General features: G+C 67.4%; 24 protein-coding genes. 13 read left to right on the top strand and 11 right to left on the bottom strand.

Features of this window, described 5'->3' with window-relative positions; genetic code table 11:
• Positions 1-20: 20 nt before the first annotated feature.
• Both ACQPXH_RS20355 and ACQPXH_RS20350 read left to right on the top strand, forming a co-directional pair.
• The gene (locus ACQPXH_RS20355; RefSeq protein ID WP_433598124.1) at positions 21-968 is read left to right on the top strand and encodes a beta-ketoacyl synthase N-terminal-like domain-containing protein; all 948 of its coding nucleotides are present in this window, start codon (positions 21-23) and stop codon (positions 966-968) included.
• A gap of 135 nt (positions 969-1,103) precedes the next feature.
• Entirely contained in the window at positions 1,104-1,772 is a 669-nt protein-coding gene (locus tag ACQPXH_RS20350) for a methyltransferase domain-containing protein (RefSeq protein ID WP_433598123.1), read from the top strand.
• A 12-nt stretch (positions 1,773-1,784) separates the two neighbouring features.
• Here the strand turns inward: ACQPXH_RS20350 and ACQPXH_RS20345 are convergent, their stop codons facing one another.
• Genes ACQPXH_RS20345 through ACQPXH_RS20315 form a run of 7 tightly spaced genes read right to left on the bottom strand, consistent with a single transcriptional unit; the run spans position 1,785 to position 8,751 of the window.
• Positions 1,785-2,489, bottom strand: coding sequence for a 2-hydroxychromene-2-carboxylate isomerase (locus tag ACQPXH_RS20345; protein ID WP_433598122.1), 705 nt, complete (start codon positions 2,487-2,489; stop codon positions 1,785-1,787).
• Entirely contained in the window at positions 2,486-3,544 is a 1,059-nt protein-coding gene (locus ACQPXH_RS20340) for a beta-ketoacyl synthase N-terminal-like domain-containing protein (RefSeq protein WP_433598121.1), read from the bottom strand. Before ACQPXH_RS20340 ends, ACQPXH_RS20345 begins: the two co-directional genes overlap by 4 nt.
• Positions 3,545-3,568: 24 nt before the next feature.
• Positions 3,569-4,558 carry a hypothetical protein gene (locus tag ACQPXH_RS20335; RefSeq protein WP_433598120.1) on the bottom strand — a complete coding sequence of 330 codons (990 nt, stop codon included), beginning with the start codon at positions 4,556-4,558 and terminating at the stop codon, positions 3,569-3,571.
• Positions 4,555-5,385 carry an alpha/beta fold hydrolase gene (locus ACQPXH_RS20330; protein ID WP_433598119.1) on the bottom strand — a complete coding sequence of 277 codons (831 nt, stop codon included), beginning with the start codon at positions 5,383-5,385 and terminating at the stop codon, positions 4,555-4,557. Before ACQPXH_RS20330 ends, ACQPXH_RS20335 begins: the two co-directional genes overlap by 4 nt.
• Positions 5,382-6,299 carry a beta-ketoacyl synthase N-terminal-like domain-containing protein gene (locus ACQPXH_RS20325; RefSeq protein ID WP_433598118.1) on the bottom strand — a complete coding sequence of 306 codons (918 nt, stop codon included), beginning with the start codon at positions 6,297-6,299 and terminating at the stop codon, positions 5,382-5,384. Before ACQPXH_RS20325 ends, ACQPXH_RS20330 begins: the two co-directional genes overlap by 4 nt.
• Positions 6,296-7,429 (bottom strand): beta-ketoacyl synthase N-terminal-like domain-containing protein, encoded by a 1,134-nt coding sequence (locus ACQPXH_RS20320; protein ID WP_433598117.1) that lies wholly within the window; start codon positions 7,427-7,429, stop codon positions 6,296-6,298. Before ACQPXH_RS20320 ends, ACQPXH_RS20325 begins: the two co-directional genes overlap by 4 nt.
• The gene (locus ACQPXH_RS20315) at positions 7,426-8,751 is read right to left on the bottom strand and encodes a beta-ketoacyl-[acyl-carrier-protein] synthase family protein (protein ID WP_433598116.1); all 1,326 of its coding nucleotides are present in this window, start codon (positions 8,749-8,751) and stop codon (positions 7,426-7,428) included. Before ACQPXH_RS20315 ends, ACQPXH_RS20320 begins: the two co-directional genes overlap by 4 nt.
• A gap of 207 nt (positions 8,752-8,958) precedes the next feature.
• Between ACQPXH_RS20315 and ACQPXH_RS20310 the strand changes: the two genes are divergently transcribed.
• Entirely contained in the window at positions 8,959-9,780 is an 822-nt protein-coding gene (locus ACQPXH_RS20310; RefSeq protein WP_433598115.1) for a crotonase/enoyl-CoA hydratase family protein, read from the top strand.
• Here ACQPXH_RS20310 and ACQPXH_RS20305 read toward each other — a convergent pair.
• Positions 9,767-10,615: an alpha/beta hydrolase gene (locus ACQPXH_RS20305; protein ID WP_433598114.1), complete on the bottom strand. Its 849-nt coding sequence runs from the start codon at positions 10,613-10,615 to the stop codon at positions 9,767-9,769. The two genes, ACQPXH_RS20310 and ACQPXH_RS20305, sit on opposite strands and share 14 nt — an antisense overlap.
• 122 nt (positions 10,616-10,737) lie before the next feature.
• Between ACQPXH_RS20305 and kynU the strand changes: the two genes are divergently transcribed.
• The 4 genes from kynU (at position 10,738) to ACQPXH_RS20285 (ending at position 14,941) form a co-directional block, all read left to right on the top strand.
• Positions 10,738-11,976, top strand: a complete 1,239-nt coding sequence (gene kynU / locus ACQPXH_RS20300) for a kynureninase (protein WP_433598113.1) — start codon at positions 10,738-10,740, stop codon at positions 11,974-11,976.
• A 379-nt stretch (positions 11,977-12,355) separates the two neighbouring features.
• Positions 12,356-13,024, top strand: a complete 669-nt coding sequence (locus ACQPXH_RS20295; RefSeq protein WP_433598112.1) for a DUF6875 domain-containing protein — start codon at positions 12,356-12,358, stop codon at positions 13,022-13,024.
• Positions 13,021-13,872 carry a tryptophan 2,3-dioxygenase gene (locus ACQPXH_RS20290; RefSeq protein WP_433598111.1) on the top strand — a complete coding sequence of 284 codons (852 nt, stop codon included), beginning with the start codon at positions 13,021-13,023 and terminating at the stop codon, positions 13,870-13,872. The genes ACQPXH_RS20295 and ACQPXH_RS20290 overlap by 4 nt, the downstream gene beginning before the upstream one ends.
• A gap of 28 nt (positions 13,873-13,900) precedes the next feature.
• Positions 13,901-14,941: a methyltransferase gene (locus ACQPXH_RS20285; protein WP_433598110.1), complete on the top strand. Its 1,041-nt coding sequence runs from the start codon at positions 13,901-13,903 to the stop codon at positions 14,939-14,941.
• Between the two features lie 31 nt (positions 14,942-14,972).
• On the opposite strand, the gene hemA is transcribed toward ACQPXH_RS20285, so the two are convergent.
• A complete protein-coding gene (hemA, locus tag ACQPXH_RS20280) occupies positions 14,973-16,187 on the bottom strand; it encodes a 5-aminolevulinate synthase (RefSeq protein ID WP_433598109.1) in 1,215 nt (404 codons plus the stop codon).
• Positions 16,188-16,373: 186 nt separating this feature from the next.
• Between hemA and ACQPXH_RS20275 the strand changes: the two genes are divergently transcribed.
• A complete protein-coding gene (locus ACQPXH_RS20275) occupies positions 16,374-17,867 on the top strand; it encodes a long-chain-fatty-acid--CoA ligase (RefSeq protein ID WP_433598108.1) in 1,494 nt (497 codons plus the stop codon).
• A gap of 18 nt (positions 17,868-17,885) precedes the next feature.
• Here the strand turns inward: ACQPXH_RS20275 and ACQPXH_RS20270 are convergent, their stop codons facing one another.
• Positions 17,886-19,451, bottom strand: coding sequence for an AMP-binding protein (locus ACQPXH_RS20270; RefSeq protein WP_433598107.1), 1,566 nt, complete (start codon positions 19,449-19,451; stop codon positions 17,886-17,888).
• Positions 19,452-19,692: 241 nt separating this feature from the next.
• Here ACQPXH_RS20270 and ACQPXH_RS20265 point away from each other — a divergent pair, with 241 nt between their 5' ends.
• Genes ACQPXH_RS20265 through ACQPXH_RS20255 form a run of 3 tightly spaced genes read left to right on the top strand, consistent with a single transcriptional unit; the run spans position 19,693 to position 22,185 of the window.
• On the top strand, positions 19,693-20,706 hold the full coding sequence (locus ACQPXH_RS20265; protein ID WP_433598106.1) for a methyltransferase: 1,014 nt from the start codon (positions 19,693-19,695) through the stop codon (positions 20,704-20,706).
• 37 nt (positions 20,707-20,743) lie between these two features.
• Positions 20,744-21,943 (top strand): cytochrome P450, encoded by a 1,200-nt coding sequence (locus ACQPXH_RS20260; RefSeq protein ID WP_433598105.1) that lies wholly within the window; start codon positions 20,744-20,746, stop codon positions 21,941-21,943.
• Complete coding sequence (locus ACQPXH_RS20255) at positions 21,859-22,185, top strand: ferredoxin (protein WP_433598104.1); 327 nt, start codon at positions 21,859-21,861, stop codon at positions 22,183-22,185. The genes ACQPXH_RS20260 and ACQPXH_RS20255 overlap by 85 nt, the downstream gene beginning before the upstream one ends.
• On the opposite strand, the gene ACQPXH_RS20250 is transcribed toward ACQPXH_RS20255, so the two are convergent.
• Entirely contained in the window at positions 22,163-23,398 is a 1,236-nt protein-coding gene (locus tag ACQPXH_RS20250) for an NAD(P)/FAD-dependent oxidoreductase (RefSeq protein WP_433598103.1), read from the bottom strand. The two genes, ACQPXH_RS20255 and ACQPXH_RS20250, sit on opposite strands and share 23 nt — an antisense overlap.
• Before the next feature lie 141 nt (positions 23,399-23,539).
• Between ACQPXH_RS20250 and ACQPXH_RS20245 the strand changes: the two genes are divergently transcribed.
• Together ACQPXH_RS20245 and ACQPXH_RS20240 are read left to right on the top strand one after the other, a co-directional pair.
• Positions 23,540-24,433, top strand: coding sequence for an alpha/beta fold hydrolase (locus ACQPXH_RS20245; RefSeq protein WP_433598102.1), 894 nt, complete (start codon positions 23,540-23,542; stop codon positions 24,431-24,433).
• Between the two features lie 69 nt (positions 24,434-24,502).
• Positions 24,503-25,720, top strand: coding sequence for a cytochrome P450 (locus tag ACQPXH_RS20240; RefSeq protein ID WP_433598101.1), 1,218 nt, complete (start codon positions 24,503-24,505; stop codon positions 25,718-25,720).
• Positions 25,721-25,734 lie beyond the last annotated feature (14 nt).

The raw sequence follows: 25,734 nt of genomic DNA, 5'->3' as shown, positions 1-25,734 counted from the left end.
TACGACGGAGGGATGTGGCCGTGATTCCGACGGAACCGGTGGTCAGCGGAATCGGTGTGGTGAGCCCGCGCGGTCGCACACCGAGTGAGATGGTCGAGCCGCCGAGCCCGATCGGCCCCGAGCCGTGGTTCGACTACCGCACCGAGCTCGGCCGTCACGGTTACAAGTACTTTCCGCCCGCCTGCCACTATCTGCTCGCCGCGACCCGCCGGGCGGTAGCCGATTCCGGTTGTCCGGCCGAGGATTTGCCCGCCGCCGCCGCGATCGGTACCAACAATGCCGGATCGGTCTGGCAATCGGAGCTGGACCGCACCATCGTCGGCGCGGACGCGGACGAACTCAGCCCGATGACCGCCACCTTCTTCTCGATCAATCTGGTGGCGGGTCAGCTCGCCATCGAACATGAGCTGACCGGGTTCAATCTGACCTTCACCAGCCCCCGCGTCGCCGGTGTCGAGGCGCTGGGGTTCGGGTCGGGCGCGCTCGCGCTGGGACGCACCCGGTGGCTACTGGCCGGGGCCACCGAAGCCAGGTTGGACGCCGCCGAGCCGGGCGCGGCCGAATCCGAGGAGGGCGCCGCGATTCTCGTCGTGGAACCGGCCGAGCGGGTGTGGGCCAGGGGTGCGACGGCGTATGGCCGCTGCACGGTGCGCTCGGGTTTTCTGCCACCGGATGAAGTGACCGCCGCCGGTGCGCGCACTCGGCTCGACACGCTGTTTGTCGGCGGCGTAAGCTCGGCGGCGCTGCCCGTGGTCGCGGTGTTGGACGACTCGGCGGTGGGCGCCGCGGTGGCGCGGGCACTCGCACCGGAGGTGGAGCCGGTGATCGCGGGACCTGGTTGCCTCGAACCATTGCTGCGCTTGGCCTGGTGCCTCGCGGAGGGGCCGCCGCAGTCCTTGCTGATCACCGCGGCGAGCACCGGGAACATTGCCGTCGCGCATGTCGATCGTAGACAATTGTCGGCCTGAACACGCATTGTTTGCCTGGTCGCCAAATGTCTTGGCGCTCTTCATTTTTGCAGCTCATATGTGGCGCAAATGAATGTAGTCGACGAATTCTTCGACGGCCGCGAATAAATGTGTTTCATCGGCTATCGTTGTTCCATGTCGCGAAATGAAATGCGCTCCTCGCAGGAGCGATCGGCCGCCGACCAGACCAAGACACGCAAGTACGGGGGCGAGCTCGTCACCCACGTACGCATCTACAACGCGATCATCACCATGTTCTTCTTCGGTGGCCGCGGCAAGCTCGACCGCGCGCTCGTCGAGAAGAGCGGGGCCGCGAGCGGTCACCAGGTACTCGACGTCGGGGCGGGGCCGGGAATCCTGGCCCGGTTGCTCGCCGAGCGAGTGGGCCCGAACGGGCACGTGGTCGGCCTCGATCCGTCCGAGCCGATGGTGCGGTTCGCGACGAAGAAGAGCAAGCGGCATCCGAACACCGAATTCCGGGTCGGCTACGCGCAAGCCATCGATGCGCCGGATGGCGCCTTCGACACCGTCACCGCCACCTTCGCCATGCACCATGTGCCGGAAGAGGATCGGCTGCCGACCGTGGCGGAGATGTACCGCGTGGTCCGCCCCGGCGGCAGGCTACTGATCGCCGATCTGCACCCGCAGGAGCGCACTGCTTACGGCAGGCGGCGCCGTGCCGTCATGCAGGCCATCGACCCGCGTCGGTATGTGGAACCGCTGCGCGAAGCGGGCGCCGATAACGTCGAGTTCACCTTCTTCAAGCCGTGGACGGGGTGCGTCGTCGCGACGAAACCCGCCTGACCTACGGCGAACTCACCCGCACCCGCCGGCGTGACCGTCGTCGAATCCGGGCGGCGAACCAGGTACTCCGGCGGGCGAGGCCACCTCGGTCACTCCGGTGGCGCGGACCGCGGTGACGAAGCGGTCCAGCCGATCGACACCCCAGAACTTCTCCCGCCCGGCGATGCAGAACGGCACACCGAAGACGCCATCGCGATAGACATCCAACAGCGCCTCGGTCGCCTCGCCGCGTGTCACCTCCGCGTCGACGCAGGCACGCACCTCGTCCGGATCCAGGCCGAGCCCGCCCGCACACGCGGCGACCACCTCGATATCGGAGATATCGCGGCCTTCCTCCCAGCGCGTGCGACCCATCGCCCGCACGTAGTCCACCGCGCAGCCGTGCCGTCGGGCGATGAAGTACGGATGATGCGCTACCTCCCAGCGCGGTTCGATGTCGACCGGCCAGTGCACCGTCCGACCTCGTTCCGCCGCAAGCCGTTTCACGTCCTGGAGTATGTAGAGGTGCTTGTCTTTGGTCATCGGCGCGTACGGGAACTCACCACCGGCCGCGCGCAGCCACCGCAGGTCGCGTTCACCGGGTTCCCAGAACGGCCGCCATTCGATGGACGCGGCGACGTCGGGATACCCGTGCACCAAATCGGTTACCGCCAACCAGGAATAGGGGCTGCGCAGGTTGAAGTAGAAGCGCGGGGGCGGACGACGACGGGCGGTCATCGCGGATTGCCGAGCCTGAGCACCAGCGCCGTGGCCGCCCCATCGGGATCGGTCGTCGCCACTACCGCCGCGCGTCCGCGCTCATCCGCACGGGCGTGGGCGAGGACGGCGGCCAATTGCATGCCGGCGCTCACCGCACCGAGATCGCCGAGCAACTCGGCGATCGGGAGGTGCCGCAGCGCATCGGTATGGGTGCCGAATACCGATGCGACGGAGTCGATGTCGTCCTCGATGGCCAGCGCCCAGACCTGTTCCGGCGCGATCCCCGCGCGATCCAGGCACGCCCGGATCGCCGTGGCCGCCGAATCCCGACGCTGCTCCGGTGCGCCACGACGGAAGGTGACGGCCAGGATCTCGGCGTAGACCGCGCCCCCATCGGCTTCGGCCCGCGCCGCGGGCTCGAGCAGGAACATCGCACAGCCCTCGGACAAGGCCTCGGTCCGTCGCGCCGGATCAGCCGTCCCATGCCACTCCAGCCAGGCCCGGTGTTCGGACAGTTCCTCGACCGCCCCGCACAGCACCCGCTCGGTGTGACCGTTGCGGTGCAGTCGTTCGGCGTAATTCAACGCGGCGAGCAGGGTCCCGCGGCCGCTGGAGATGGTGGTGTTCGGTCCGGTCAGCCCATGCCAGATGGCGCACTGACCCGCGGCGCAGTTCATCACGGTGTTCGGGAACCGCGCCGGGTCGACGTGGTACGGCTTGTCCTCGGTGAGCGAATCGCGGGTGAACTCCATCATCGAGCGGGCACTGCCGGTGGTCGTGCCCAGCACCAGCGCGGTGTCGGCCGGCTCGATCGTGCGCGCGGCCAGAATCATGCCGACCGTCGCCACCGCGAGACCGGTCGCGCGGTCCATCGCCCGAGTTCCCTTGCGGCCGAGATGAGCTCGCGTCTCGAACGTATCGATCGCACCGACCCTCGCGTGCGGCAAACCCTCCTCGTCGCGCACTGCCCGCAAGGCGCAGCGCCGTTCGGTGAGGCCGCGGGTGAAGGCGTCGCGGTCCGGTCCGTACGGTGACAACACCGACCATCCGGTAATCGCCAGCGTGGCAGTCATCGGCTCCTCCTCGACACCGAACGGTCAGCCGCGCAGCGCGGTGAGCAGCCGGTCGTCGAAGTCGACCAGTGCCCAGTCGGTGCGATCGCGAATCTCGGCGTAGCCGTGCGTGATCCGTCCGGTCGCGGTCGGCACCAGCATTTCCTCGCGCAGCACGTAACAGTCCATCCGTGCGGTGTAGGTGACGCGCTTGAAGACCTCCTCCACCGTGAATACGGTATACAGATCCTCCTCCATCAGCGCCTCATCGATGATCGAGATATTCGAGCGCGGGACAACCGGGATGTAGTTCTGCTCGTCGAGCAGCCGTTTGATCGACACCCCCCGTGACATCAGGAACAGATCGACCACTTCCTCGAGCTGGCGAAGGTAGCCCGACATCTGCAGCCGTTCGGTGAAGTGACAGTACGGGTACGGTATCCGCCACCGCCATGCGAAACTGTTTGTCCCCCCGGTCAATTCCTGCAGAACCGCATCGCCGCCGACGCCGCCGCGACCGAGTGAGTTGCGGCGGATCGCCGGCAGCGGATGCCGCTCGGGCAGCTGACGGCGCAGGTGGGACCTTTGATACGGGGCCAGATGCGATGGGCCCGGGTGGGCCGGGGCACCCCCGCGCTCATCGCCCCGCAGCACCACCGCGACGGTCGAGCTCGCGGCGCGGGTGGCAGTGCCATCGACCAGCCTGCGCAGGACCACTGTGAAGCGCAACTGGTCCGCATCGGCGTGCGGCGCGGGCGACACCTCGGCGGATACTTCGTCGTCGAGATGGAATGCCGAGCGGATCCGGGTGTCCAGGTCGATGAACTCCACACACAGCCCGTGCGCTTCGTAGAGCGTCCGCGCGGGCAGTCCGACGTGCCGGAAGTGTGCCAGCACAGCCTCTTCCACCAGATAGTTGACGTGTTTGAAGCCGATCCAGGTGCAGATATTGGAGCCCTCGAATCGGGGCCGGAGCCGGTGTGTGGTCGACTCCCGCAGCAGCGGTGTGGGCAGGCTGATCAGCTCACTGGTCATGAGGCAACTCCTGATGGATCGGCGGGACGGGAGCGAACGCGGCTGGCTGCGGCAACGCGACCGACGAAATCGTTGATCAGCTCGGCGACGCGCTCCGGCCGCTCGAGCATCGCGAAATGACCGGTGCCGTCGAGGATTACCGTGTTCGCGCCGGGCATGGCAGTCCCGAGCGCGCGAACGCCGCTGGCAAGCGCGCCGGGGTCGTCGGCACCGCCGATCAGCAAGGCGGGCGCGCCGAATCGGGCGGGTCGCAGCAGTGGCGTGCGCAGGTAGGTGTCGAAGAACCGGAGCCAGGTATACGGCCCGAGCCGGGCGCACAGCCGCTGGACCATCTCGGCGCGGATGTCGGGGGCGAGCCGGTCGGCGGCGCACAGGGCAAGTCCCTGGTCGAGCATCAGCCGGAAGCCTTCGAAATAGTAACGCACGCTGTCCCATTCGAAGTCTTCGGTGGCGGGGCGGAAGAACGGCGCGATGAGCACGGTGGCGATCTGTCTGCCCGGTTCGCGATCGATGAGTTCGAGCAACGCGTTGCATCCGAACGAATGCGCCACCACCACATCGGGCCCGTGCCCGGGAAAGTGCGCGAGCGCCTTGCGCACCCAGCCCGCAGCGTCACCCTCGACCGCCCAGCCCGGGTCGGTGAGCGCCGCCCACGGCAACGTAGCCTCCCAGAGTTCGACGGCCGGATCGAGAAGCGGTTCCAGCGGCGTCCAGCTCGCCGCGCCACCGGCCATACCGTGCAACAGCAGCACCCGCATCGGCGGCTTGCGCCGGCCCGCGACCGCGGCGCGCCGCAGGACTACCGGGACGACCGGCCGGGTGGTCACGACGGCTCCGCGTGAGTCAAGACGGTCGCTGCCGCGCCTTCATCGTCGCCGCCCGCCACCGCGACCGCGGTCCGCCCGCCGGTGCCGAGCCATTGCGCGGCCACCGCGCACTGCAGGACGCCGAGTGCGCCGCTCGCCCGGCCGAGATACGTCTCGACATCGAGCACCGTGCCCGCCGAGCCGATTTGCGTACCGAGCCACAGGTCGACCGGAGGATCCGCGGCCGCGGCGAGTGCCTTTGTGACAGCGTCTTTTTCATCCGTACCGCGGCCACAGTGCCGAACCACGACCGCCGCCGTCTCGCGCACCAGCGGCTCCACGACCACGGCCGCGGCCCCTTCGAACAACTCGCTCGGTGCGCAACTCTGTAGCGCGGCGGCGGCCTCGGTGGCCGACTCCACGCCGACCACGACGACCCGTCGAGCCCGCCGCGCACGGATCAAGAGCATCGCCCAGCGCAGTGCGTCCAGACCTGCGGGCGCGCCATTGCACACCGTGAGGTTGGGGCCGCGTAGTCCGAGGTGAATGGCGATGGTCGAGGCGATCACATTGCTCGACGCGTTCGGCAGATCCATCGGACTGGTCGCGGCGACGCCCTCGGTCCGGATCAGCCGTGCCGCATCGCAAACCGTCTGCAGATTGCCGAAATTGCTGCTGACCACGATGCCGGTATCGGGCTGCTGATCATGCGCGGCGGTGCTCAGCGCCCGAATGGCCGCGAGCACACCGAGTTTGGTGGCCTGGTCCTTGTAGCGGAAGCCGCGGCCGAGTTCGCGCCGCAGCCGATCCGCGGCGTCGGCGCGTCGCGGGGCGTCCGGGAGGAGCAACTGGTCGACGGTGTCGTGGCGGTCCGAGGCCACCCCGACACCGGTGATCCCCACCGGTAGTGCGTTTTCGGCGGTGCGGTCGGTCATGAAGCCGCCTCCAGCAGGGCAACGGCATTCACGCCGCCGAAGCCGAAGGCGTCCACCTGCGCGATCCGGAGGTCGGACGCCGGTGTGGCCGTTCGGCACAGTCGCAGGGCGCTTGCCTCGGCCGCCGGTTTCCGCAGTCCGACAATCGGAGGCACGACGCCTTGCCGGAGCGTCTCGAGGGCGACCGCGACACTGTGCAGCCCCGACGCCCCCGAGGTATGGCCGATCATCGACTTGATCGCGGTGACCAGCGGAGCGTTCGGTAAGTCGAAGTGGTCGCTGAGTACCTCGGCCTCGACCCGGTCGTTGAGCGCGGTGCCGGTGCCGTGCGCGAATACGACGTCGATATCGCGGGGCTCTAGGTGCGCGCGCTCGAACGCCTCGCGCATGGCCGCCGCGATGCCGTCGCGGTTCGGCGCCGTCACGTGGTGGGCGTCGCAGTTCAGCCCGACCGAGCGTAGCCAGCCGCGCGCAGGACCGCCGCGGCGAAGGACGACAGCCGCCGCGCCGTCGCCCATCAGGACACCGCGCCGGTCGACATCGAACGGGCGTATCCGATCCACCCCTTGCCCGCTCGCCCGAGCCAGCAGGCCGAACATGCTCTCGGTGATGGTGTCGACGCCCGCGACGATCACCGCCTCGGATTCGCCCGAGGTCACCAGGTCACAGCCGAGACCGAGCGCATACAGCGCCGCCGAGCAGGCGTTGTTGAGGGTATGAATCTCGGTGAAGCCGAAGCGCTTCCGCAGTGCGGGCCCGAAATGCAGGTCCGCGGCGGATAGCTCGGCCCGGCCGGTCCACCACAATTCGGCACTGCGCAGCTCGCGCAGCCCGGTGCCGACGAGGACCGGAATATCGGGTAGCTCGGCCGCGTCGAGTCCCGCCGTGTCGATCGCCTCGGCGATCGCGCGGGCCAACCACCGCCCGGCGTTGCGCGCGCCGTCGGCCGCGTCGTCACGCGCATCGATCTCGTAGGCGTGACCGGAGAGGTGCTGTTCCGGCGCGAAGCGGCGCAGCGGTGCGAGGCCGGACCGCCCCGCGCACAGGTTCTGATACAGGCTCGCCGAGTCATCGCCGAGACAGGCGATCGCGCCGACTCCCGCGATCGCCACGGCCGCCGGGCTCGTCACGCGACCGCCCGCCCGGTGTCGGCCCCCAACATCAGCACCGCGTTGTTGCCGCCGAAGGCAAGAGCATTGTTCTGCACAACGTGCAGCGTGGCCGGGCGCGCGTGGTTGGGCACGCAGTCCAGACCGCATTCGGGGTCGGTGTGCCGGTGGTTGATGGTGGGTGGAATGAACTGATGGGTCAGGGCGAGACAGCAGGCCACCGCGGCCAGCGCGCTGGCCGCGCCCATGGTGTGCCCGATCATTGATTTGGTGGAGATGGTCGGCGGTGGATCGGCGCCGAAGACCTCGCGGATCGCGGCCGCCTCGGTGATGTCGTTGGCCTTGGTCCCGGTGCCGTGCGCGGAGATGAAATCGACCTGCGCCGGTGCGATCGCGCTATTGGCGTGGGCCAGGGACATGCACCGTGCCACGCTCGCGCGGTTGGGCGCGACCGGATGATCAGCATCGCAGTTCAAGCCGTATCCGAGTATCTCGGCGTATATGCGCGCACCGCGTGCCAGCGCACGGTCGCGGCGCTCCAACACCAGGACGGCCGCGCCTTCACCGGTCAGGATGCCCTCGCGGTCGATATCGAACGGACGGCACCGGTGCGGGGCGATCGTCCCGAGCCGGTAGAATCCGGCAAAAGTCTTGCGGCAGACGGCATCCGCACCGCCGACCAGCGCGACATCCACGTCGCCTGCGCGCACCGCGTCGCTGCCGTAGCCGATGGCGTAGTTCCCGGCCGCGCATGCCGTCGGCAGGGTCACCGCCTCGGTGTCGCGCAGGTCGAGTTCCTCGGCGATGGCGGCGGAGAGGCGGGCGGCGGGGACCCGTCGCGCGCGATCGCCGGCGAGCAGGCGCGGTTCGGTAGCGATCCAGGATTCGATCAACGCGTCGAGATCACGCGACTCGCCATCGGTGGTGCCGATCGCGATCAAGCTGCGCATCGCCCGCAACTCGGCCACCGCCAGCCCGGCGTCGGCGACGGCCATCCGCGCCGCGGCGACCGAAAAGGTGGTGGCACGGCCCAGTTCATCCATTTTCTTACGCTCGAGGTAGGGCGCCGGGTCGAAGCCGACGACCTCGCAGCCGGTGCTGTACGTGAAGCCGGTGGTGTCGAAGCCGATGATCGGCTGTGCACCGGAGCGACCGCACTCCAGCGCGCGGAGGAATTCCGCGCCGCCCACGCCGACGCTGCTGATCGGCCCGAGTCCGGTGACGACAACCCTGCGCTCATCGTGTTCGGTGACCGGCATGTGATCACTTTCCGTTTCCTGCTCGTGCTCGACCCGCGAGTCACCGTGCGGACACCGGGAATGCGTCAACGCATTCTCCGACATTTATTCGACCATACCCGGACGTCCGTCATCCAGCATCCCGCATTGTGCAACTTGTTGTCTCAGAGCATGTTTCGATGATGTGGTGATCAGCTCGAAATGATCGGACGGCGACCGGGGCAGGTACGCGGAGACGCGACTTCCACGCCGTCATAGCCGTGCACAACGGCATTGTTGCGCTAGCATTGTTCGGCAAGGAGGGATGCCCTGATGACCGAATGGCAGTCGTGCACGCTCCGGATCGCCGATCGGGTCGCCGAGGTGACTTTGACGGGACCGGGGAAGCACAATGCGATGGGTCCGGACTTCTGGCGCGAACTACCGCAGGTCTTCGCGCAACTCGACGCGGATCCGGAGGTGCACGCCGTCGTCGTCACGGGTTCGGGGCGAAACTTCTCCGTCGGGCTCGACCTGCGGGCCATGCAGCCGGTCTTCGAGGCGGTGCTCGCGGATCGCTCGCTTGCCGCGCAGCGCAACGCCTTTCATACGGCGCTGCGCCGGATGCAGCAGGCCATTACCGCGGTCGCCGACTGCCGCAAACCCGTGATCGCCGCCGTGCACGGCGTCTGCATCGGCGGCGGGATCGATCTCATCGCCGCGGCCGATATCAGGTACGCGAGCGCGGATGCGAAATTCAGCGTCCGCGAGGTCAAGGTGGCGATCGTCGCCGATGTCGGCTCGCTGCAACGCTTGCCCGCGATCATCGGCGAGGGGCACTTTCGGGAACTCGCCTACACCGGCAAGGAGATCGATGCCGCGCGCGCCGAGAAGATCGGGCTGGTGAACGACGTATTGCCGGACGCGGTGGCTGCCTTGCGACGGGCGAGGGCGACCGCGCGGGAGATCGCGGCGAACCCGCCACTGGTCGTCCAGGGCGTCAAGGAGATCGCCGAGCACGGCCGCCGCGAGGCGGTAGCGTCCGGATTGCGCTATGTGGCGGCATGGAATTCGGCATTCCTGCCCTCCGAGGACCTGATCGAGGCGCTGGACGCGGTAGCGACCGGTCGCGAGTCCCGCTTCATCGGTCGCTGAGCAGATCCATCTGCGCGAGCACGGCGCGGCCGAGCCGGGTCGCCGGGTCGCCCAGATCCAGCGGTAGATCGAAATGGTTGCGTCCTTCGATCACATGATCCGCGCACGCCTGTCCCGCGGCACGCAGCGCGTCGACGAAAAGCTGTTGCTGACGGGCGTATTCGCGGGTCTCGGCCACACCGCGCGCCACCAGGACGCGCGGTGTGGCCAGCGGCAGATGGCCGACCGGACTGTTGGCCTGCGCGGTGCACCTGCTCATGCCGACCCGTTCGTTGACATAGCTGTGCCGCACCGGCTCCAGGTCGTACACCCCGCTCAGCAGCGCGACACCCGCCACCGGCGGTGGCGTGGCGCCGGTGTGGGCCACCGCCATCGCCACCAGATGCGCACCCGCCGAACTGCCGCCCGCGTAGACGCCGCCGGGGCGCACGCCGAGGTCACGGGCGTGCTCGGCGACCCACCACAGCCCGCGCCGCACCGAATGCACCATATCGTCGAGTGTGCGCTCGGGCGCCAGACCGTAACCGAGCGCGATGAATGCCGCGCCCGCCCGTAGGAATGCGGGGGCCGCGAAGCAGGCGTCTTCTTTGCTCGATTCCTGCCAATGCCCGCCGTGCACGAAGACATGAATGTCCGCGGACGGGCGCGCCGACGGAAAGAAATGCAGGGTCTCGGCGGCGGACGTGCCGTAGGAAACGTCGGCCTCATGTCGAAACCGTTGGCGCGCACCATCGCTCAGCTCCCGGTAGCGCCGCAGAATTGCCTGGTAGTCCGGTGCTCGTGAGCTCGGCGAATACTGCTGGTCGAGCTCCTGCCTGGTCAGCTGCTCGTACATCGCGGTGACTCCGGATCGTCTCGAACAATGGCGAACCGAGTCATCATTTCACATAATTGTCATTGGAACCGAATCAATCGCCCGGCCGCGCACGCGGCGGCGCAGGTGAAAGGGCGACCGCAATGCCGACTCGTGACGACGCCGGGCGACGCGACGCAACCGATGCCCTCGGGCCGATGCGTGAGCTTTTCGATCTCCCCGCCGGTGTGGTGTATCTCGACGGGAACTCGCTCGGTGCCTTACCCGCGGCCGTGCCCGACCGCTTGGCGCGGGTGATCCGGGAGGAATGGGGTGGTTCGCTCATCCGGGCCTGGACCGACCACGACTGGTGGAGCGCGCCGTTACGGGTCGGCGACCGGATCGGACGGCTGATCGGTGCCGCACCCGGGCAGGTCAGCGTGGGGGAGTCGACCTCGGTGCAACTGTTCAACACGCTCGCCGCCGCCGCGCGACTGGACCGCGATCGCGATGTACTCCTCACCGACGCGGGCCATTTTCCGACCGATCGATATCTGGCCGACTCGGTGGGCCGACTACTCGGTCTGCGGGTAATCGCCATTCCCGCAGCGGAATTGGCCGACGCGATCTCCGAATGGGCGGACCGGGTCGGCGTCGTCGCCGTGCCTGCGGTGGACTACCGCACCGGCGAGCTGTGGGACGTCGCCGGTATCACCGCCGCCGCGCACGCCGCGGGTGCGGTGGCCGTCTGGGATCTGTGTCACGCGGTGGGCGCGGTGCCGCTTTCGCTGGACGAGGACGGCGTCGACTTCGCCGTCGGATGCACCTATAAATACCTCGGCGGCGGTCCCGGTGCGCCGGCGTTCGTCTATGTGGCGCACCGGCATCAGCGCGCCTTCGAACCGCCCTTGACGGGCTGGCACGGCCATGCGGCGCCGTTCGCCATGGAACCGGAATTCCGTCCGGCCGAAGGCATCTCACGCACCAGGATCGGCACCCCGCACGTGCTGTCGCTGCTCGCACTCGACAGCGCGCTGGACGTATTCGACAAGGCCGACCTGGCCGATGTCCGCGCGAAAAGCCTGGCGCTGGCCGACTTTTTCCTGGACTGCCTCGGCGATCTCGTGCTCGACGGCACCTTCGAGGTCGTCACGCCGCGTGCGCCGCACCGGCGTGGTAGCCAGCTCGCCCTGCGCCATCGCGCGGCCTACGAGATGATCACCGCGCTCATCGAACGCGATGTCATCGGCGATATGCGCCCGCCGGATCTGCTTCGCTTCGGCTTCAACGGCCTCTACGTCTCATTCCGTGATGTGCACCGGGCCGCGGCGGAATTGCGCGATATTGTGGCGTCCGGGGTGTACCTGGATGCCAGGTTCGCGACGCGCAGGTTGATCACCTGATCGGTAATCATTCGAAACCATCGCTGGCACAACCTGATCGGTGCGCATCCCGGCAACGCAGCCGTCATTGTCGTGTCGCGCGGACACCGGGCAACAATGTTCGGCCGATGGTCGGCCGACTGTTCCCTACGGGTGATGTAAATGGATTCTTTTCGGTACTGTCATTGTTCGGAGGGAATGCAACTCTCCGCCGGATCGGTGTGGACGGCCCGTCTCGGGTGCCTGCCGCGCACCGGGAGGAGGTGTGGATGGATGTCGCGAGAACATCGGATGCGTCGCCGTACAGACATTTCCGTCACTCTGATCGTCGCCGGGCACCCCACGGGCAGCGTGCTGTCGGTCGGGAACGACCTCGTGTCGTTCCGCGGAAACAATGTGCGTGAGCACATTGTGGGAGGGGCGGGAATCCGTGGTTCGTAACCTGTCGGAAGTCGACCGGGAGATCGCCGAGACCGTTTCCGACTGGCTCGAAAATGTCGTGAGCCAGCCGCATCCCGGGCTGGGACGCGCCGGACCGGTCTGCCCGTTCGTACTCCCGGCCCTGCGCGCCGACGCGCTGTCGGTGTTGATCCACGATTGGCACGGGCCGCACGACGTCACCGGGATGGTCTCGTTGATCGACGACATCACCCGGCGCTACCGCGAATCCGAACCGATTTCGCCGAACCGGAAGCTGCACGCCATGGTCGTGGTCATCGCGGGCCTGCCGGAGAACCACTTCGATCTGGTCGACGAAGGACACCGCGCCGCAAAGGGTTCGGTGATCGAGCAGGGGTACATGCTCGGTCAATTCCACCCCCGCTGCCAGGAGCCCGCCGCCCGCAACCCGCTCTTCCCGGTCAACCGCGCGCCGTATCCGCTGTACGCCATCCGGCAGATGGCCGTGCACGACATCCTGTTCCTGCACCACGAACGGCGCTGGTTCGAGCGCTATCGGCGCGCGTACGGGCACCACTACACCGGCACCACTCGTGTCGACCGATTCCTGCGCGACCTGTACGGCGCCGCGGCACGGCGGTACGGGTATACGGAAGGAGAAGGCGAATGACCGAGCATCTCGAGCGCCCGCTGAGCTGTCCCCTCGGCGGTGCGGCAAGTGACGCCGAGCCGATACCTCCTGAATATGTGTCCTACGCGCATATGGACCGGCTGCACGAATTGGCCCATCCCCGCACCGAATCCGCGCAGGAGCTCTCCTTCATCCTGCTCAGCCATGTGAAAGAACTGCTGTTCCGGATGGCCTACGTCGATCTCGGACAGGCCCGCAGCCAGCTGCGGGCCGATCGGGTGGAACAGGCCTGCCGGGCGCTGGAACGAATGATCCGCACGCAGCGAATCCTGGTGACGACGTGGGAGGGCATGAACGCCATCGCGCCGGACGAGTTCCTTGCCTTCCGCGACGTGCTCGGCGACGCGTCCGGTATCCAGTCCTACATGTACCGCACGCTCGAATTCGCCATGGGCAATAAGGATCCGGACATGGTGCGGCTCGCCTCGGCGTTCATCGATTTGTACCCGGATCTGCGTGCGGAGCTGGGCGGTCCGAGCCTGTACGACGAGACGCTGCGGTTCCTGGCGCGCCGCGGATTCCCGGTACCGCAGCAACTGCTCACCCGTGATTTCGAGCAACCTTATGCGGGCCACCTGGCCGTGGAAGACGTCTGGCTGACGATCTACCGTTCGCCGGCCGCCTATCCCGCCGAATACCGCATCGCCGAGCTGCTCACCGAGGTGGCCTACCAGTTCTCACACTGGCGGGCGACGCATCTGCTGGTGGTCGAGCGCAAGCTCGGGCGCAAGCCGGGCACGGGCGGCACCGAAGGGCTGGACTGGCTGCGTACGGTCAACGACCACCGATTCTTTCCCGAGCTCTGGTCGATGCGGACCAGGCTCTAGTACCGATCGAGCAAAGGGGAACAGGCGCATGGCAGACGACGCACACCCGATGATGGCCGGATTCGTTCCGATCCTGTTCGGCCACGCGGCATTTCAGCAATTACACGCGGCCACCGAACTCGGGTTGTTCGAACTACTCGATGCCAAGGGACAACTCACGAAGGCGGCAATCGCCGAATCGCTCGCCCTGAGCGCGCGCTCCACCGACCTGCTGCTCTTGGGAACGACCGCGCTGCGGCTGACCGATAAGCAGGCCGATGGATACCGCAATGGCGGCGTCATCGCCGAGTTGTTCGCCGCGCAGCAGTGGCCGATCATGCGCGACATCATCGAGTTCCAGGCGCGGGTGTCCTATCTGCCCGCATCGGACTACACCGAATCCTTACGGCAGGACCGCAATGTGGGAATTCGGCACTTCCCAGGGGACACCGAGGACCTGTACAGCCGTCTGGCCAATGTTCCCGGGCTGGAGGATCTGTTCTATCGCTGCATGAACTCGTGGTCGAAGCTGTCCAATCCGGTACTCGTCGAGGCCGTCGACTACACCGGCATCGAGCACGTACTCGACGTCGGCGGCGGCGACGCGGTGAACGCCATCGCCCTCGCCGAGGCACAACCGCATGTACGCGTGACGGTGCTCGATCGGGCTCCGGCGCTCGACATCGCCCGGCGCAATATCGAGCAGGCTGGTCTGTCGGCGCGCATAGGTACTTTCGCCGCCGACATCTTCGATGACGACTATCCCGACGGCTACTGCTGTGTGCTCTTCGCGCATCAACTCGTGATCTGGTCCCCGGAGCAGAATCGGCGTCTGCTCGCTAAGGCGCACCGCGCATTGCGTCCTGGCGGGCGCGTGCTCATCTTCAACGCGATGTCCGACGACGACGGGCGCGGCCCGCTCTATTCCGCACTGGACAATGTGTATTTCGCGACGTTGCCGTTCGCACAGAGCACTCTGTATCCATGGTCGACCTACCGGAAGTGGCTGGCCGAGTGCGGATTCGGACGCACGCGCGAGGTTCGCGGCGCCTCGTGGACGCCGCACGGCGTCGTCGAGGGTTACCGCTGAGCCCAGGCCCGCGCGGCCCGGATCGCGGCACTCATCGGCTCGCGCGCGGGATCTCCAGCTCGCGCCAGACGTCATCGATCGCGGTGGCGAACTTCTCGACGTCGGTCGTATCGTGCGTGGCCGATGGTGCTACCCGCAGGATGGCGGCACCCGCCGGGACGCTGGGCGCATCGATGGGCTGTACGTAGATCCCGTAGCGCTGCAACAGCAATGCGGAGGCCTGACGACACAGCCGCTCGTCACCGATGAAGACGGACACGATGTGCGACATCGGTGAAATGTAGGGGATGGCCCGCTCGTCGAGCAGCCGGTGCAGCAATTGGGCGTTGTCCCGCAGTCTGGTGCGCTCCACCTCGGAGCCGATCAGATGCCGGACCGCGGCGAGCGCGCCCGCCGCGATGGCGGGCGGCAACGATGTGGTGAAGATGAACGAGCGCGAGTACGCGCGCACCGCCTCGATGAGCGGGGCCGGGCCCGCCACGTAGCCGCCGATCGTGCCGAAGGCCTTCGCGAGCGTGCCCATGACCACGGTGAACTCGTCGGCAAGCCCCTCCCTGGCCGCGATTCCCGCGCCGCGCGGGCCGTACATGCCGATGGCGTGCACTTCGTCCACATAGGTCGTCGCGCCGAATTCTTTTGCGATCCGAGCGATCTCGGCGAGTGGCGCGATATCACCGTCCATCGAGTAGACCGATTCGAAGACGATCAACTTCGACTTGGCCGGATCGGCCGCGGCGAGTAGTTCGGTCAGATGCGCGGTGTCGTTGTGCCGGAAGATGCGCTTTTCGGCTCGGCTGTGCCGGATGCCGTCGATGAGGCTCGCGTGATTCTTCTCGTCGGAGAAGACAATGGTGTCCCCGGCTCGTCCGGCGAGAATGGACAATGCGCCGTCATTGGCCGTGTAGCCGGTGCTGAACAGCAGTGCGGACTCCTTGCCGTGCAGATCGGCGAGCTCCCGCTCCAGCAGGACGTGGTATCGGTTCGTCCCGCTGATGTTGCGTGACCCGCCGGAGCCGGCGCCGAACCGGTCGACCGCGTCCTTGACCGCGTCCAGGACGAACGGCGCCTGGCCCATCCCGAGGTAGTCGTTGCTGCACCAGACGCTGATCTCGCGTTCGCCGCCCGGCCCGCCGCGCGCGATCGCACTCGGGAAATGTCCGGCGCGACGGCCGATCTCGAGGAAGTCGCGCCGGCCCGCACCGAGCTGCTCCATTTCACGGGAGAAGAATTCGAGCAGTTGTGTCATGGCGATCGCGTCACTCTCTGCTTGGGTCCGGCGACCTTGCCGTGCAAGGGCATTCACCACATTAGCGGCGCGCGACATTTCTCAGCAAGATAATGTAAGAATGTTGTTCCGGCCTTTTCTTCGGTAGCGCGCACGGCCGGTGCGTGGGTGGCCGCTGCCCAGGGGACGTGAGAAGGCGAGGCAGTCGTGGAACTGTCGCTGGCGGCCGTGCTGGCCGAGACCGCAAGTCGGACAAGCGAAGACATCGCGGTGGTGTGCGGCGACCTGCGGCTGAGCTACGGCACGCTGTGGGAACGCGCCCGCCGTCGCGCCGCATTCCTGCTCGACCGCGGCATCGGCAGGGGCGATCGGGTCGCATTGTTGATGACAAACACGCCGGACTTCCCAGCGGCCTATTTCGGCATTCTCGCGGCCGGTGCCGCGGTGGTCCCGGTGAACATCCTGCTGCGCGCCGAGGAGATCGCCTACGTGCTACGCGACTCCGGCGCGGTGGCACTGGTGACCGAACCGGCGCTGCGCGAATTGGCCACGGCGGCGGCCGATTCGGCCGGGGTAACGCTATTCGACGATATGCGCGGCGAGGCAGGCTACGCGATCGGCGACTATGTGCGCACCGCAGACTCCGACACCGCGGTGATTCTCTATACCTCGGGCACCACGGGGCAGCCGAAGGGCGTACTGCTGACGCACGCGAACCTCGTGCTGAACATTACGGTCACCATGCTCTCGCCGTTCGCGTTCACCGCGGACGACGTTCTGCTCGGCGCGCTGGCGCTGCACCACACCTTCGGCCAGATCTGCGGCATGGGTGTGTGCTTCCGGGCCGCCGCGACACTCGTGCTGATGCCCCGCTTCGACGCGGTCCGCGCCCTGGAGTTGATCGCGACCGAACATTGCACGGTATTCATGGGTGTCCCGACAATGTATTTCGCATTGCTGGACGCGGTCGGCGACGACGTCTCGGTCCCACTTTCACGGGCCTATTGCGGCGGTGCGGCCTTGTCACCGCAGGTGTTGCAGCGGTTTCGGAAGGTGTTCGGCTGCGAGATCTACGAGGGCTACGGCCTGACCGAGACCTCACCGGTGGTCGCCTACAACGATCCTGGCGCGCCGGTGAAGCCGGGAACTGTCGGGCGGACGATCTGGGGGGTTCGGGTGGAGATCGCTCGCGCGGATCTGGAGCATCGCATCGAGTTGCTGCCCGACGGCGCGGTGGGGGAGATCGTCGTGCGCGGGCACAATGTGATGTCCGGGTATCTGAACCGACCGGAGGCGACCGCGCAGGTGCTGATCGACGGCTGGTTCCGCACCGGCGATCTCGGGCGCAAGGACGCCGATGGCTACCTGGTCGTGGTAGACCGGAAGAAGGACATGATCCTGCGCGGCGGGTACAACGTCTACCCGCGCGAGCTGGAAGATGTGCTGATCGACCATCCGCTGATCGCGCAAGTCGCGGTGCTCGGCATTCCCGACGAGCGGCTCGGCGAGGAGGTGTGCGCGGTGGTGATCCCGCGCCGCGGCGTCACCCCGGACGACGCGGCGGCCGACGACATCCTCGCCTGGGGCCGGTGCCGCTTGGCCGCCTACAAATATCCGCGCCGGGTCGTATTCGTCACCGAGTTCCCGCTCGGTCCGAGCGGGAAGGTGCTCAAGCGCGAATTGTCCGCGCTGCTGGCCTGATTCGCGCCCAGGCTGCCGCTAGCGCGCGGCGGCCTCGCGACGCAGGCGCTGCTTGTCGATCTTGCCGGAGCCGATGATCGGCAGCTCGCGCCGGAACTCGACGACCGCGGGCGCATGCCGCGGCGACATCAGCTCCGTGACATGTGCGCGCAGCGCCTCCGCCGTCACCGACGTCCCGGATCTGGGCACCACGGCGGCGTGGATCCGTTCCACGCGATCGTCGTCCACGACGCCGAAGACGGCCGCCTGCGCGACCGCGGGATGGGCCTGCAGCGTCTTCTCCACCTCGGCCGGATATATGTTCACACCGTCGAATTTGATCCGGTGTTGCAGCCGGTCCACCAGGAACAGGTAACCGTCGGTGTCGAAGTAGCCCAGATCGCCGGTGTGGAACCAGCCGTCGCGCAATGTTTGTGCCGTTCGCTGCGGATCGCGGAAATATTCGGTGAGGATGCCGGGCGAGCGCACGCAGATCTCGCCGACCTCCCCGGCCGCCGCGTCGGCCCCGGTGTCCGGGTCGCGGATGACGACCTCGGCGTCAGCGGACGGACGTCCGACCGAGGCGAGGCGCTGTTCGTCGGTGTGGTCGGCACGGTCGAGGCAGCCGATCTCCCAGCACTCGGTGGTGCCGTAGGACTGCACGAGGACCGGACCGAGCGCGGCCACCGCCTGCGCCAATCGGCCCGGTGCCGCGGGAATCCCGCCGTACATCAGCGTATTCAGGCTGGACAGATCGGTGGCGCCGAGATCGGGATGGTCGAGTAACTGGTACACCTGCGGGGTTGCCCAGAACACCTTCGTGATGCGGTGCGTGGCGATGATCTCGAGCACCGTCCCCGGATCGAAACCCTCGAGCACGTGCAGTGCGCCACCGGCGGTGAGCACCGCGTCGGCCATCGGGCCGACGGTGTGGCTCAGCGGTGTCGTCACAAGCATGCGCGTGCACGCGTCGTCGAGCATGGTGGTGATGGCATAGTTCCACGCGCGGAACGAGCGACAGATCCCTTTGGGTCGCCCGGTCGTTCCGGTGGTGTAGGTGATCACCGCGAGGTCGTCGTCGGCTACCGCGACATCCGTTGTCGGCGTGCCGGATTCGCCCGCTGCGAGGTCGAGTACTTCCGGACCGCCGCCGTAGGCGCCGAGCCGCAGCGGATGGCCGAGCCGGGCGCGCAATTCGTGTGCGCGGGCGAGATGTGCGCCGTCGACCGCGAGGAAGGTCGCGCCCGTCTCCCGCAGAATGGCGAACTGCTGATCGTCGGGCAACGGCTGCACCGAACTCGCCGCGTTGGTCGAGCGCAGGTAGACCACGGCCGCGCCGACCGAATTGGCGGCGTGCCGCACGAACAGCATCATCGGACTGTTCGATTCCGCGAGCACCGCGACGGTGTGCCCCGGGCCTACACCGTGGCGCCGGAGTACATCGGCTGCGGTCCGAATCGCTTTCGCGCATTCCTGGCGAGTGAAAGTGCCGTCGCGCCAGCGGATCGCGACCTCGTCGGGCCGATCCGACAATGCGTCCAGAATGCTGGTCACATACTGGTAGGCGCCGCTGCGCGCGGTGGAAGTAGCTGCTGTACTGGTCATTTGTGCTCCTGTCGGCCAGCAGGACCGGCACCGTGATGGCGGCGCTTCGACCATGTCATGGTAGAAGACAATGCGCGACAGCCGCCACGGAACATTCTTTCCGGGCCAGAACAATGCGGCGGGCCGGTTCCGTCCGTTACTGTGGAGCGCGAACAATGTGAAAGTTCCCCGCTACGAGCCTATCCCGCGCTCGGGCGTGCATCGTCGCCGGTTGCATCGGCAGCCGAAAGGGAGGTTCCCTGTGCATTCCAATCCGAAGGTTCCCGCGCCGATGGCACTGATGGAGATGATCGGCAACGGTTCGTTCGCGCAGGCCATCTACGTCGCCGCCAAACTGGGCATCGCCGACACACTGGCGGCGGGGCCGCTGGACGCCACCGCGATCGCGACCCGGATCGATGCCGACGCCGACGCGGTCTTCCGCCTGCTGCGCCTGCTGTCCAGTCGCGGTGTCTTTCAACAGGAGCCCGACGGCCGCTTCGCCCTCAACGAACTCTCGGATCCACTGCGCTCCGACGCCGAGGTCTCCATCCGTCCCTGGTCGCTGTTCATCGGCTCCCCCGAACACCGTGAGCACTGGTCACATCTGGACGATGCGGTGCGCACCGGCGCCGCCGTCGTTCCGGCGCTGCGGGGCATGTCCTTCTTCGAATTCACCCGCAGCAACCCCGAATTCGGGAAGGTATTCAACGACTCGCAGACCAGTGTCTCCGAGCTGACCCTGCGCGCGGTGCTGGCCTCCTACGACTTCGCACCGTTCCCCACCATCGTCGATATCGGCGGCGGCAACGGCAGGCTGATCGGCGAAGTCCTGGCGCAGACACCCGGATCACGCGGCATTCTGTACGACACCCCACCCGTGGTGGCGGGCGCGAGCGAGCGGTTGACCCCCGTCGCGGATCGCTGCTCGATCGAGGGTGGATCATTCTTCGACGGCGTGCCCGCCGGTGGCGATGCCTACATTCTCAAACATGTCCTGCACAACTGGAACGACGAGCAAGCGCTGACGATCCTGGGCAATGTCAAACAGGTGATGTCACCGCAGAGCAGGCTGCTGGTCATCGAGATCCTGCTGCCCGAGGGCAACGCGCCGAATCTCGGCTTCCTGACCGATCTGAACCTGCTCGCGCTCTTCGGCGGTAAGGAACGCACCGAGCGGGAGTACCGAGACTTGTTGGCGGCGGCGGGATTCGAGATCACCGGCATCGTGCCGACGCCGGCCGCGGTGTCGGTGCTCGAAGCCCGGCTCGCCTGACAGTGGCGGGCCGTCACCGAAAAGCTCAGGAGTCGAGATGACCGAATCCATCGCCGAGGTCCGCCCGTTCCCGATGCCGCGCGACCCGCGCCGCCCGTTCGACCCGCCGCCGGAACTGCGGACAGTGCCATCCGTTTCCCGGGTGCGGATTTGGGACGGCAGCGAGCCGTGGCTGGTCACCGGCTATCACTCGGTGCGCGCGCTGCTGGCCGATCCGCGGGTCAGCGCCGACGCGACGCGACCGGGGTACCCGTTCTCGACCGTCGCTCTGGCCGCGAGCGTCAAGCGCGGCAACACCTTCATGTCGATGGACGATCCGGAGCACGCGGTGTACCGGCGCATGCTGACCAGCTACTTTTCGATCAAGCGGATCGAGCGGATGCGCCCGGATATCCAGCGCATGGCCGATGACCTGATCGATGCCATGCTGGCCGCCGGAAACGCCGCCGATCTGGTGTCCGCCTACGCGCTGCCATTGCCTTCCATGGTCATTTGCGAACTGCTCGGTGTGCCCTACGCCGAGCGGGAGCAGTTCCAGCGCCTGGCCAGAACGTCGATCTCGACCACGACCACGGCCGAGCAGGCGCTCGCCGCAGCGGACGAGATGCTGGGACTGATCGGGGAGGTGGTCGCGTTGAAGACACGGGAGCCGGGCGAGGACATCCTGAGTCACCTGGTGTCCCAGGGACAGTTGGCGCCGCGGCAGATCGCGGGCATAGGCCGGGTACTGCTGCTGGCGGGGCACGAGACCACCGCGAACATGATCGCGCTCGGCGCGGCCGCGCTGCTGGCCAATCCGGATCAGTGGAACTACCTGCGCGACAGCGACGCCCCGGAGTCGATCGCGGGGGCGGTCGACGAGATACTGCGCTACCTAACCATCGTCCATCACGGCAGGCGCCGGGTCGCCCGCGAAGACATCGATGTCGAGGGCACGCTGATCCGCGCGGGCGAGGGCCTGATCCTCGCCATCGAATCGGCAGATCGAGATCCGCGCGCCTTCGACGGTGACCCGGACGTTCTCGACCTCACCCGGGCTCCGCGCAACCATCTCGCCTTCGCCTTCGGCCCACACCAATGCCTGGCTCAGGCACTGGCCCGGGTCGAACTGCAGGTCGCCTACACCACGCTGACCCGCAGGATCTCCACCATGTGCCTCGACGGCGAGCCGACGGATCTGCCCTACAAACACGATATGCGGATCTACGGCCTGCACGCGTTGCCGGTGCGCTGGTGACCGCCGGCGCGGGGCGGGGATCCGGTGGTGGAGGCGGGGTGAGCGCGCGAGTCGTCATCGACCGGAATCGTTGTATCGGTGCGGGACAATGCGTTTCGGTGTCGCCGGAAATCTTCGATCAGGACGAATCCGGTCTGGTCGTCCTGATCGATGAGGCGGCGCAGGAGCAGGGTGTGCGCCGGGCGGTCGAGCTGTGCCCGTCGGGCGCCATCGCCCTGGTCAGTGACGTGCCCGCGCCATGATGTCGTTGCCGAGAATCCGGTCGATATTCGCCTGGTCGAAGAAGTCGAGCGGGGAGACGATGCCCGCGTTGATGCCGGCGAAGGCGTCGATCGCCTCCTGATTCCCCCGCATCGCCCGGATCAGTCGCTCGAAGTCGGCCGAGGCGGGCTCGAGCTGAGCCATATGCGCGGTGTGCTCGTATACCGCCGTGTACCGCTCGTCCCTCGCTCGCTGGTAAGCGGCCATCGCGTCATCGAATGTCGTTGCACCGCCGAATGTTTCGTCGATCGCACCGGTGAGCAACTCGGCGCATTGGAACGCGTCGGTGATGCCGAGGGCGGTGATCGGATCTTTGTTGTAGGCCGCGTCGCCGACCAGCGCCCAGCCCGGTCCGTAGGGCTTGCGGAAATAGTTCGCGACGGCGGCGCCGACGAACGGTTCGACCCGCGTCGCCGCGCGCACACGTTGCGCGAATTCGGGGGCGAGGTCGAGCGTGCGCAGGTAATTGCCCTCGATATCGGCGCGGAACGCGTGACGCTCGGTGATCGGCCAGGCCACCACCAGCATGGTCAGTTCATCATTGGTCGGCTGCGCGGCCCACACTCGGCTCGGGCGGATCACTACCTCGAAGCCATCGGTCGGCAGGTTCCGCCAGTAGCTGTAGTACTGGTATTGGCCCTTGGGATGGTCGTTGTACTGATGCGCGGCAACGGCTTTCGCCACTTTGGAGTCGCGCCCGTCCGCACCGACGACCAACCGCGCGCGCTCGGTCACCGGCCCGCCGCGCGCCCGATGCCCGTTGATGCCGACGACTCGGCCGTCCTCGAAGGCGAGTGAGTCGACCGTGAAGTTCTCCCGCACCTCGGCGCCCGCGGCGACCGCGGCGTCGACCAGGATCTTGTCCAAGATGGTGCGCCGCGGCGCGTAGGCGGTGCAGAAGCCGTCCGGCATCCGGGCGGTACCCGCGATGCGCACCGACCCGCTCGGGAAGCCGAAGTCGAAGGTGTATTTCTCGATCGGTGGTGTTCCGGCGGCCACCACGGCGTCCAGCAATCCCCATTGTTCGAGCAATGCGACGCCCGGAGCCTGGACCATGTGGGTGGACACCGTGTCGCTCGGGAATGTCGCCCTGTCCACGGCGAGTACACGATACCCCTTGCGGGCCAACAGCATTGCGGTCGTAGCACCGGCGCAACGAGCGCCGACGACAATTACGTCGTATTCTGCCGTCATTGCTCGTATCCTCCTGAGAATGCGTGATTCGGAGCTGAAATCACTGTAGCGTGCAATGGTGGGTTTGTGATCCGGATACATTGTTCGGCCGCCAAACGACATTGTTTCCGCGACCGGATCCGTCGACGAAGGAGAATGACGATGGCGAACGTCCGCACGGCGACTCTGCGGGTACCCGGGGCCGACCTGCACTACGAAGCGCGCGGCGCCGGGCCCGTGCTGCTCATCTCCGACAGCGGGGGCGGCGAGGTGCGGCGCAGCAACGAGATAGCGGCCGAGCTGGCCGATGCCTTCACCGTTGTCACCTACGATCGGCGCGGTTTCGCGCGCAGCGCGCAGGACCAACCGGGCACTGCGGTGCCGGTCGCTACGCACGCCGAGGATCTGCGACTCCTACTGATCGAGCTGACGGAGAGGCCCGCGCATGTGCTGGGTTGTGCCCTCGGCGTGCTGCCCGCGCTGACCGCCGCACTCGAGCAGCCCGATCTCTTCGCCACGGTGATCGCGCACGAGCCGCTCGCGCCGGCGCTGCTCACGGGTGCGGACCGTGCCGAACACATCGCCGCCTTCGAGGAATTGGAGGCGGACTACCGCACCCACGGCCTGCCGGCCGCCGTCGTGCGGATTTCCCGGATGCTTGGCGCGGGCGCGGCAAATCAGCGCCGCGTGCAGGACAGCCTCGACCGGGATGCCGGGGCCCGCACCGCGCCGTCCGATCCGGCGGTGGCGGGACAGCGCACCGCGAACTTCGACTTCATCCTCCGCAACGAGATCCCCTGTGCCCGAACGGCCGTGCTCGATACCGCCGCGCTGCGGGAGGTGGCACCGCGCGTCGTGGCGGCGGTCGGTGCGGCGACGCCGCCGGAATTGTTCGGCAGCCGCTGCGCGCACGCGCTCGGCGCGGCAGTCGGCGCCGGCGTGGTGCGTTTCCCCGGCGGCCACAACGCGCATTTCACGCATCCGGTCGAGTACGCGCGTCGCCTGCGCGAGGTGCTCGAGCAGCGCTCGGTGCGGGCAGCCGTGGCTCCGCAGTGATCCGTCGGCGCCGGATGCGAGTCATCCCGGCGCGACCCGCAGGCATCGATCGACAGGAGTACGCCAGCAATGAGCCAGACCACCGAGGCCGTCTTCAACCCCTTCGAACCCGGGTTCACCGATGACCCTTATCCGCAATACGCCCGGCTGCGAGCGCTCGCACCCGCCCACGAGCATCCGCTCGGCTTCTGGTTCCTCTCGAGATATGCCGATGTACAGGCGATCCTGAAGTCCGATCAGTCCGCGGAATTGACCAATCTCGGGCCCGGCCGGTATCGGGATATGACCGAGCAACTCTACGGTGCGGTCGGCACACCACGTCTGGGCGGCTTGTCGATGCTGGACCGGGATCCGCCGACGCATACCCGGCTGCGCAAGTTGGTGACGAAGGCGTTCACACCGCGAGCGGTGAACGCGCTCGAGACCACCATCGCATCCCTTGTCGAATCCCAGCTGAACGAGATCGCCGCGTCGGGCAGCGCGGATCTGGTTGCCGCACTGGCCTTTCCCCTACCGTTCGATGTCATCTCCGCGATGCTGGGCATGCCCGAGACGGACCACGTCCGAGTGCGCGAGCTGGCGGGTGTGCTGGCGGGGTCGTTCGAGCCGGGTGTCACGCCCGATGTTGCCCGCGCGCTCACCGATGCGGACCGGGAGCTCGCCGACATCGTGCGCGAGGTGATCACCTGGAAGCGCACGCACCCGACCGACGATTTGATGTCGGCGTTGATCGCCGCAGAAGACAGCGGCGACGTCCTCGACGACGACGAACTCGTCGCCCAGGTCGAGCTCATCTATCTGGCCGGCTATCACAACACGGTCAACTTCATCGCGAACGGGACGCTCGCGCTGCTGCGGAATCCGGACCAGCTCGCGCTGCTGCGCGCCGATCCGGGATTGATCGATACCGCCATCGATGAGCTGCTGCGTTACGACGTGCCGACGCAGGCGCTGCGGCGAATCACACTGCGGCCCTTCGCCGTCGAGGACACCGTCATCCCGGCGGGTTCGTTCGTGCTGATCAGTCTCGGCTCGGCGAACCGGGACGAGCGGTTCTGGGGCCCGGACGCCGATCAGCTCCGGCTGAACCGCGACAACGCCCGCGCCCACCTGTCCTTCGGCGCCGGTTCCCGCTTCTGTCTCGGCGCGGCGCTGGCCCGTTTGGAGGGCAGGACCGCGATCGGCGGCCTGGTGCAGCGGTTCGACAAATTGCGGCTCGACGGCGACGTCCAGTGGAACGGCCGAGTGAATCTGCGTGGGCCGGAGACCCTGCCGATCGCGGTCTGAGCGCGGCCGCCGAC

This window comes from Nocardia sp. CA-135953, from assembly GCF_050955735.1.
Taxonomy (GTDB): Bacteria; Actinomycetota; Actinomycetes; order Mycobacteriales; family Mycobacteriaceae; genus Nocardia.
This window is presented reverse-complemented; position numbering and strand designations above follow the sequence as displayed.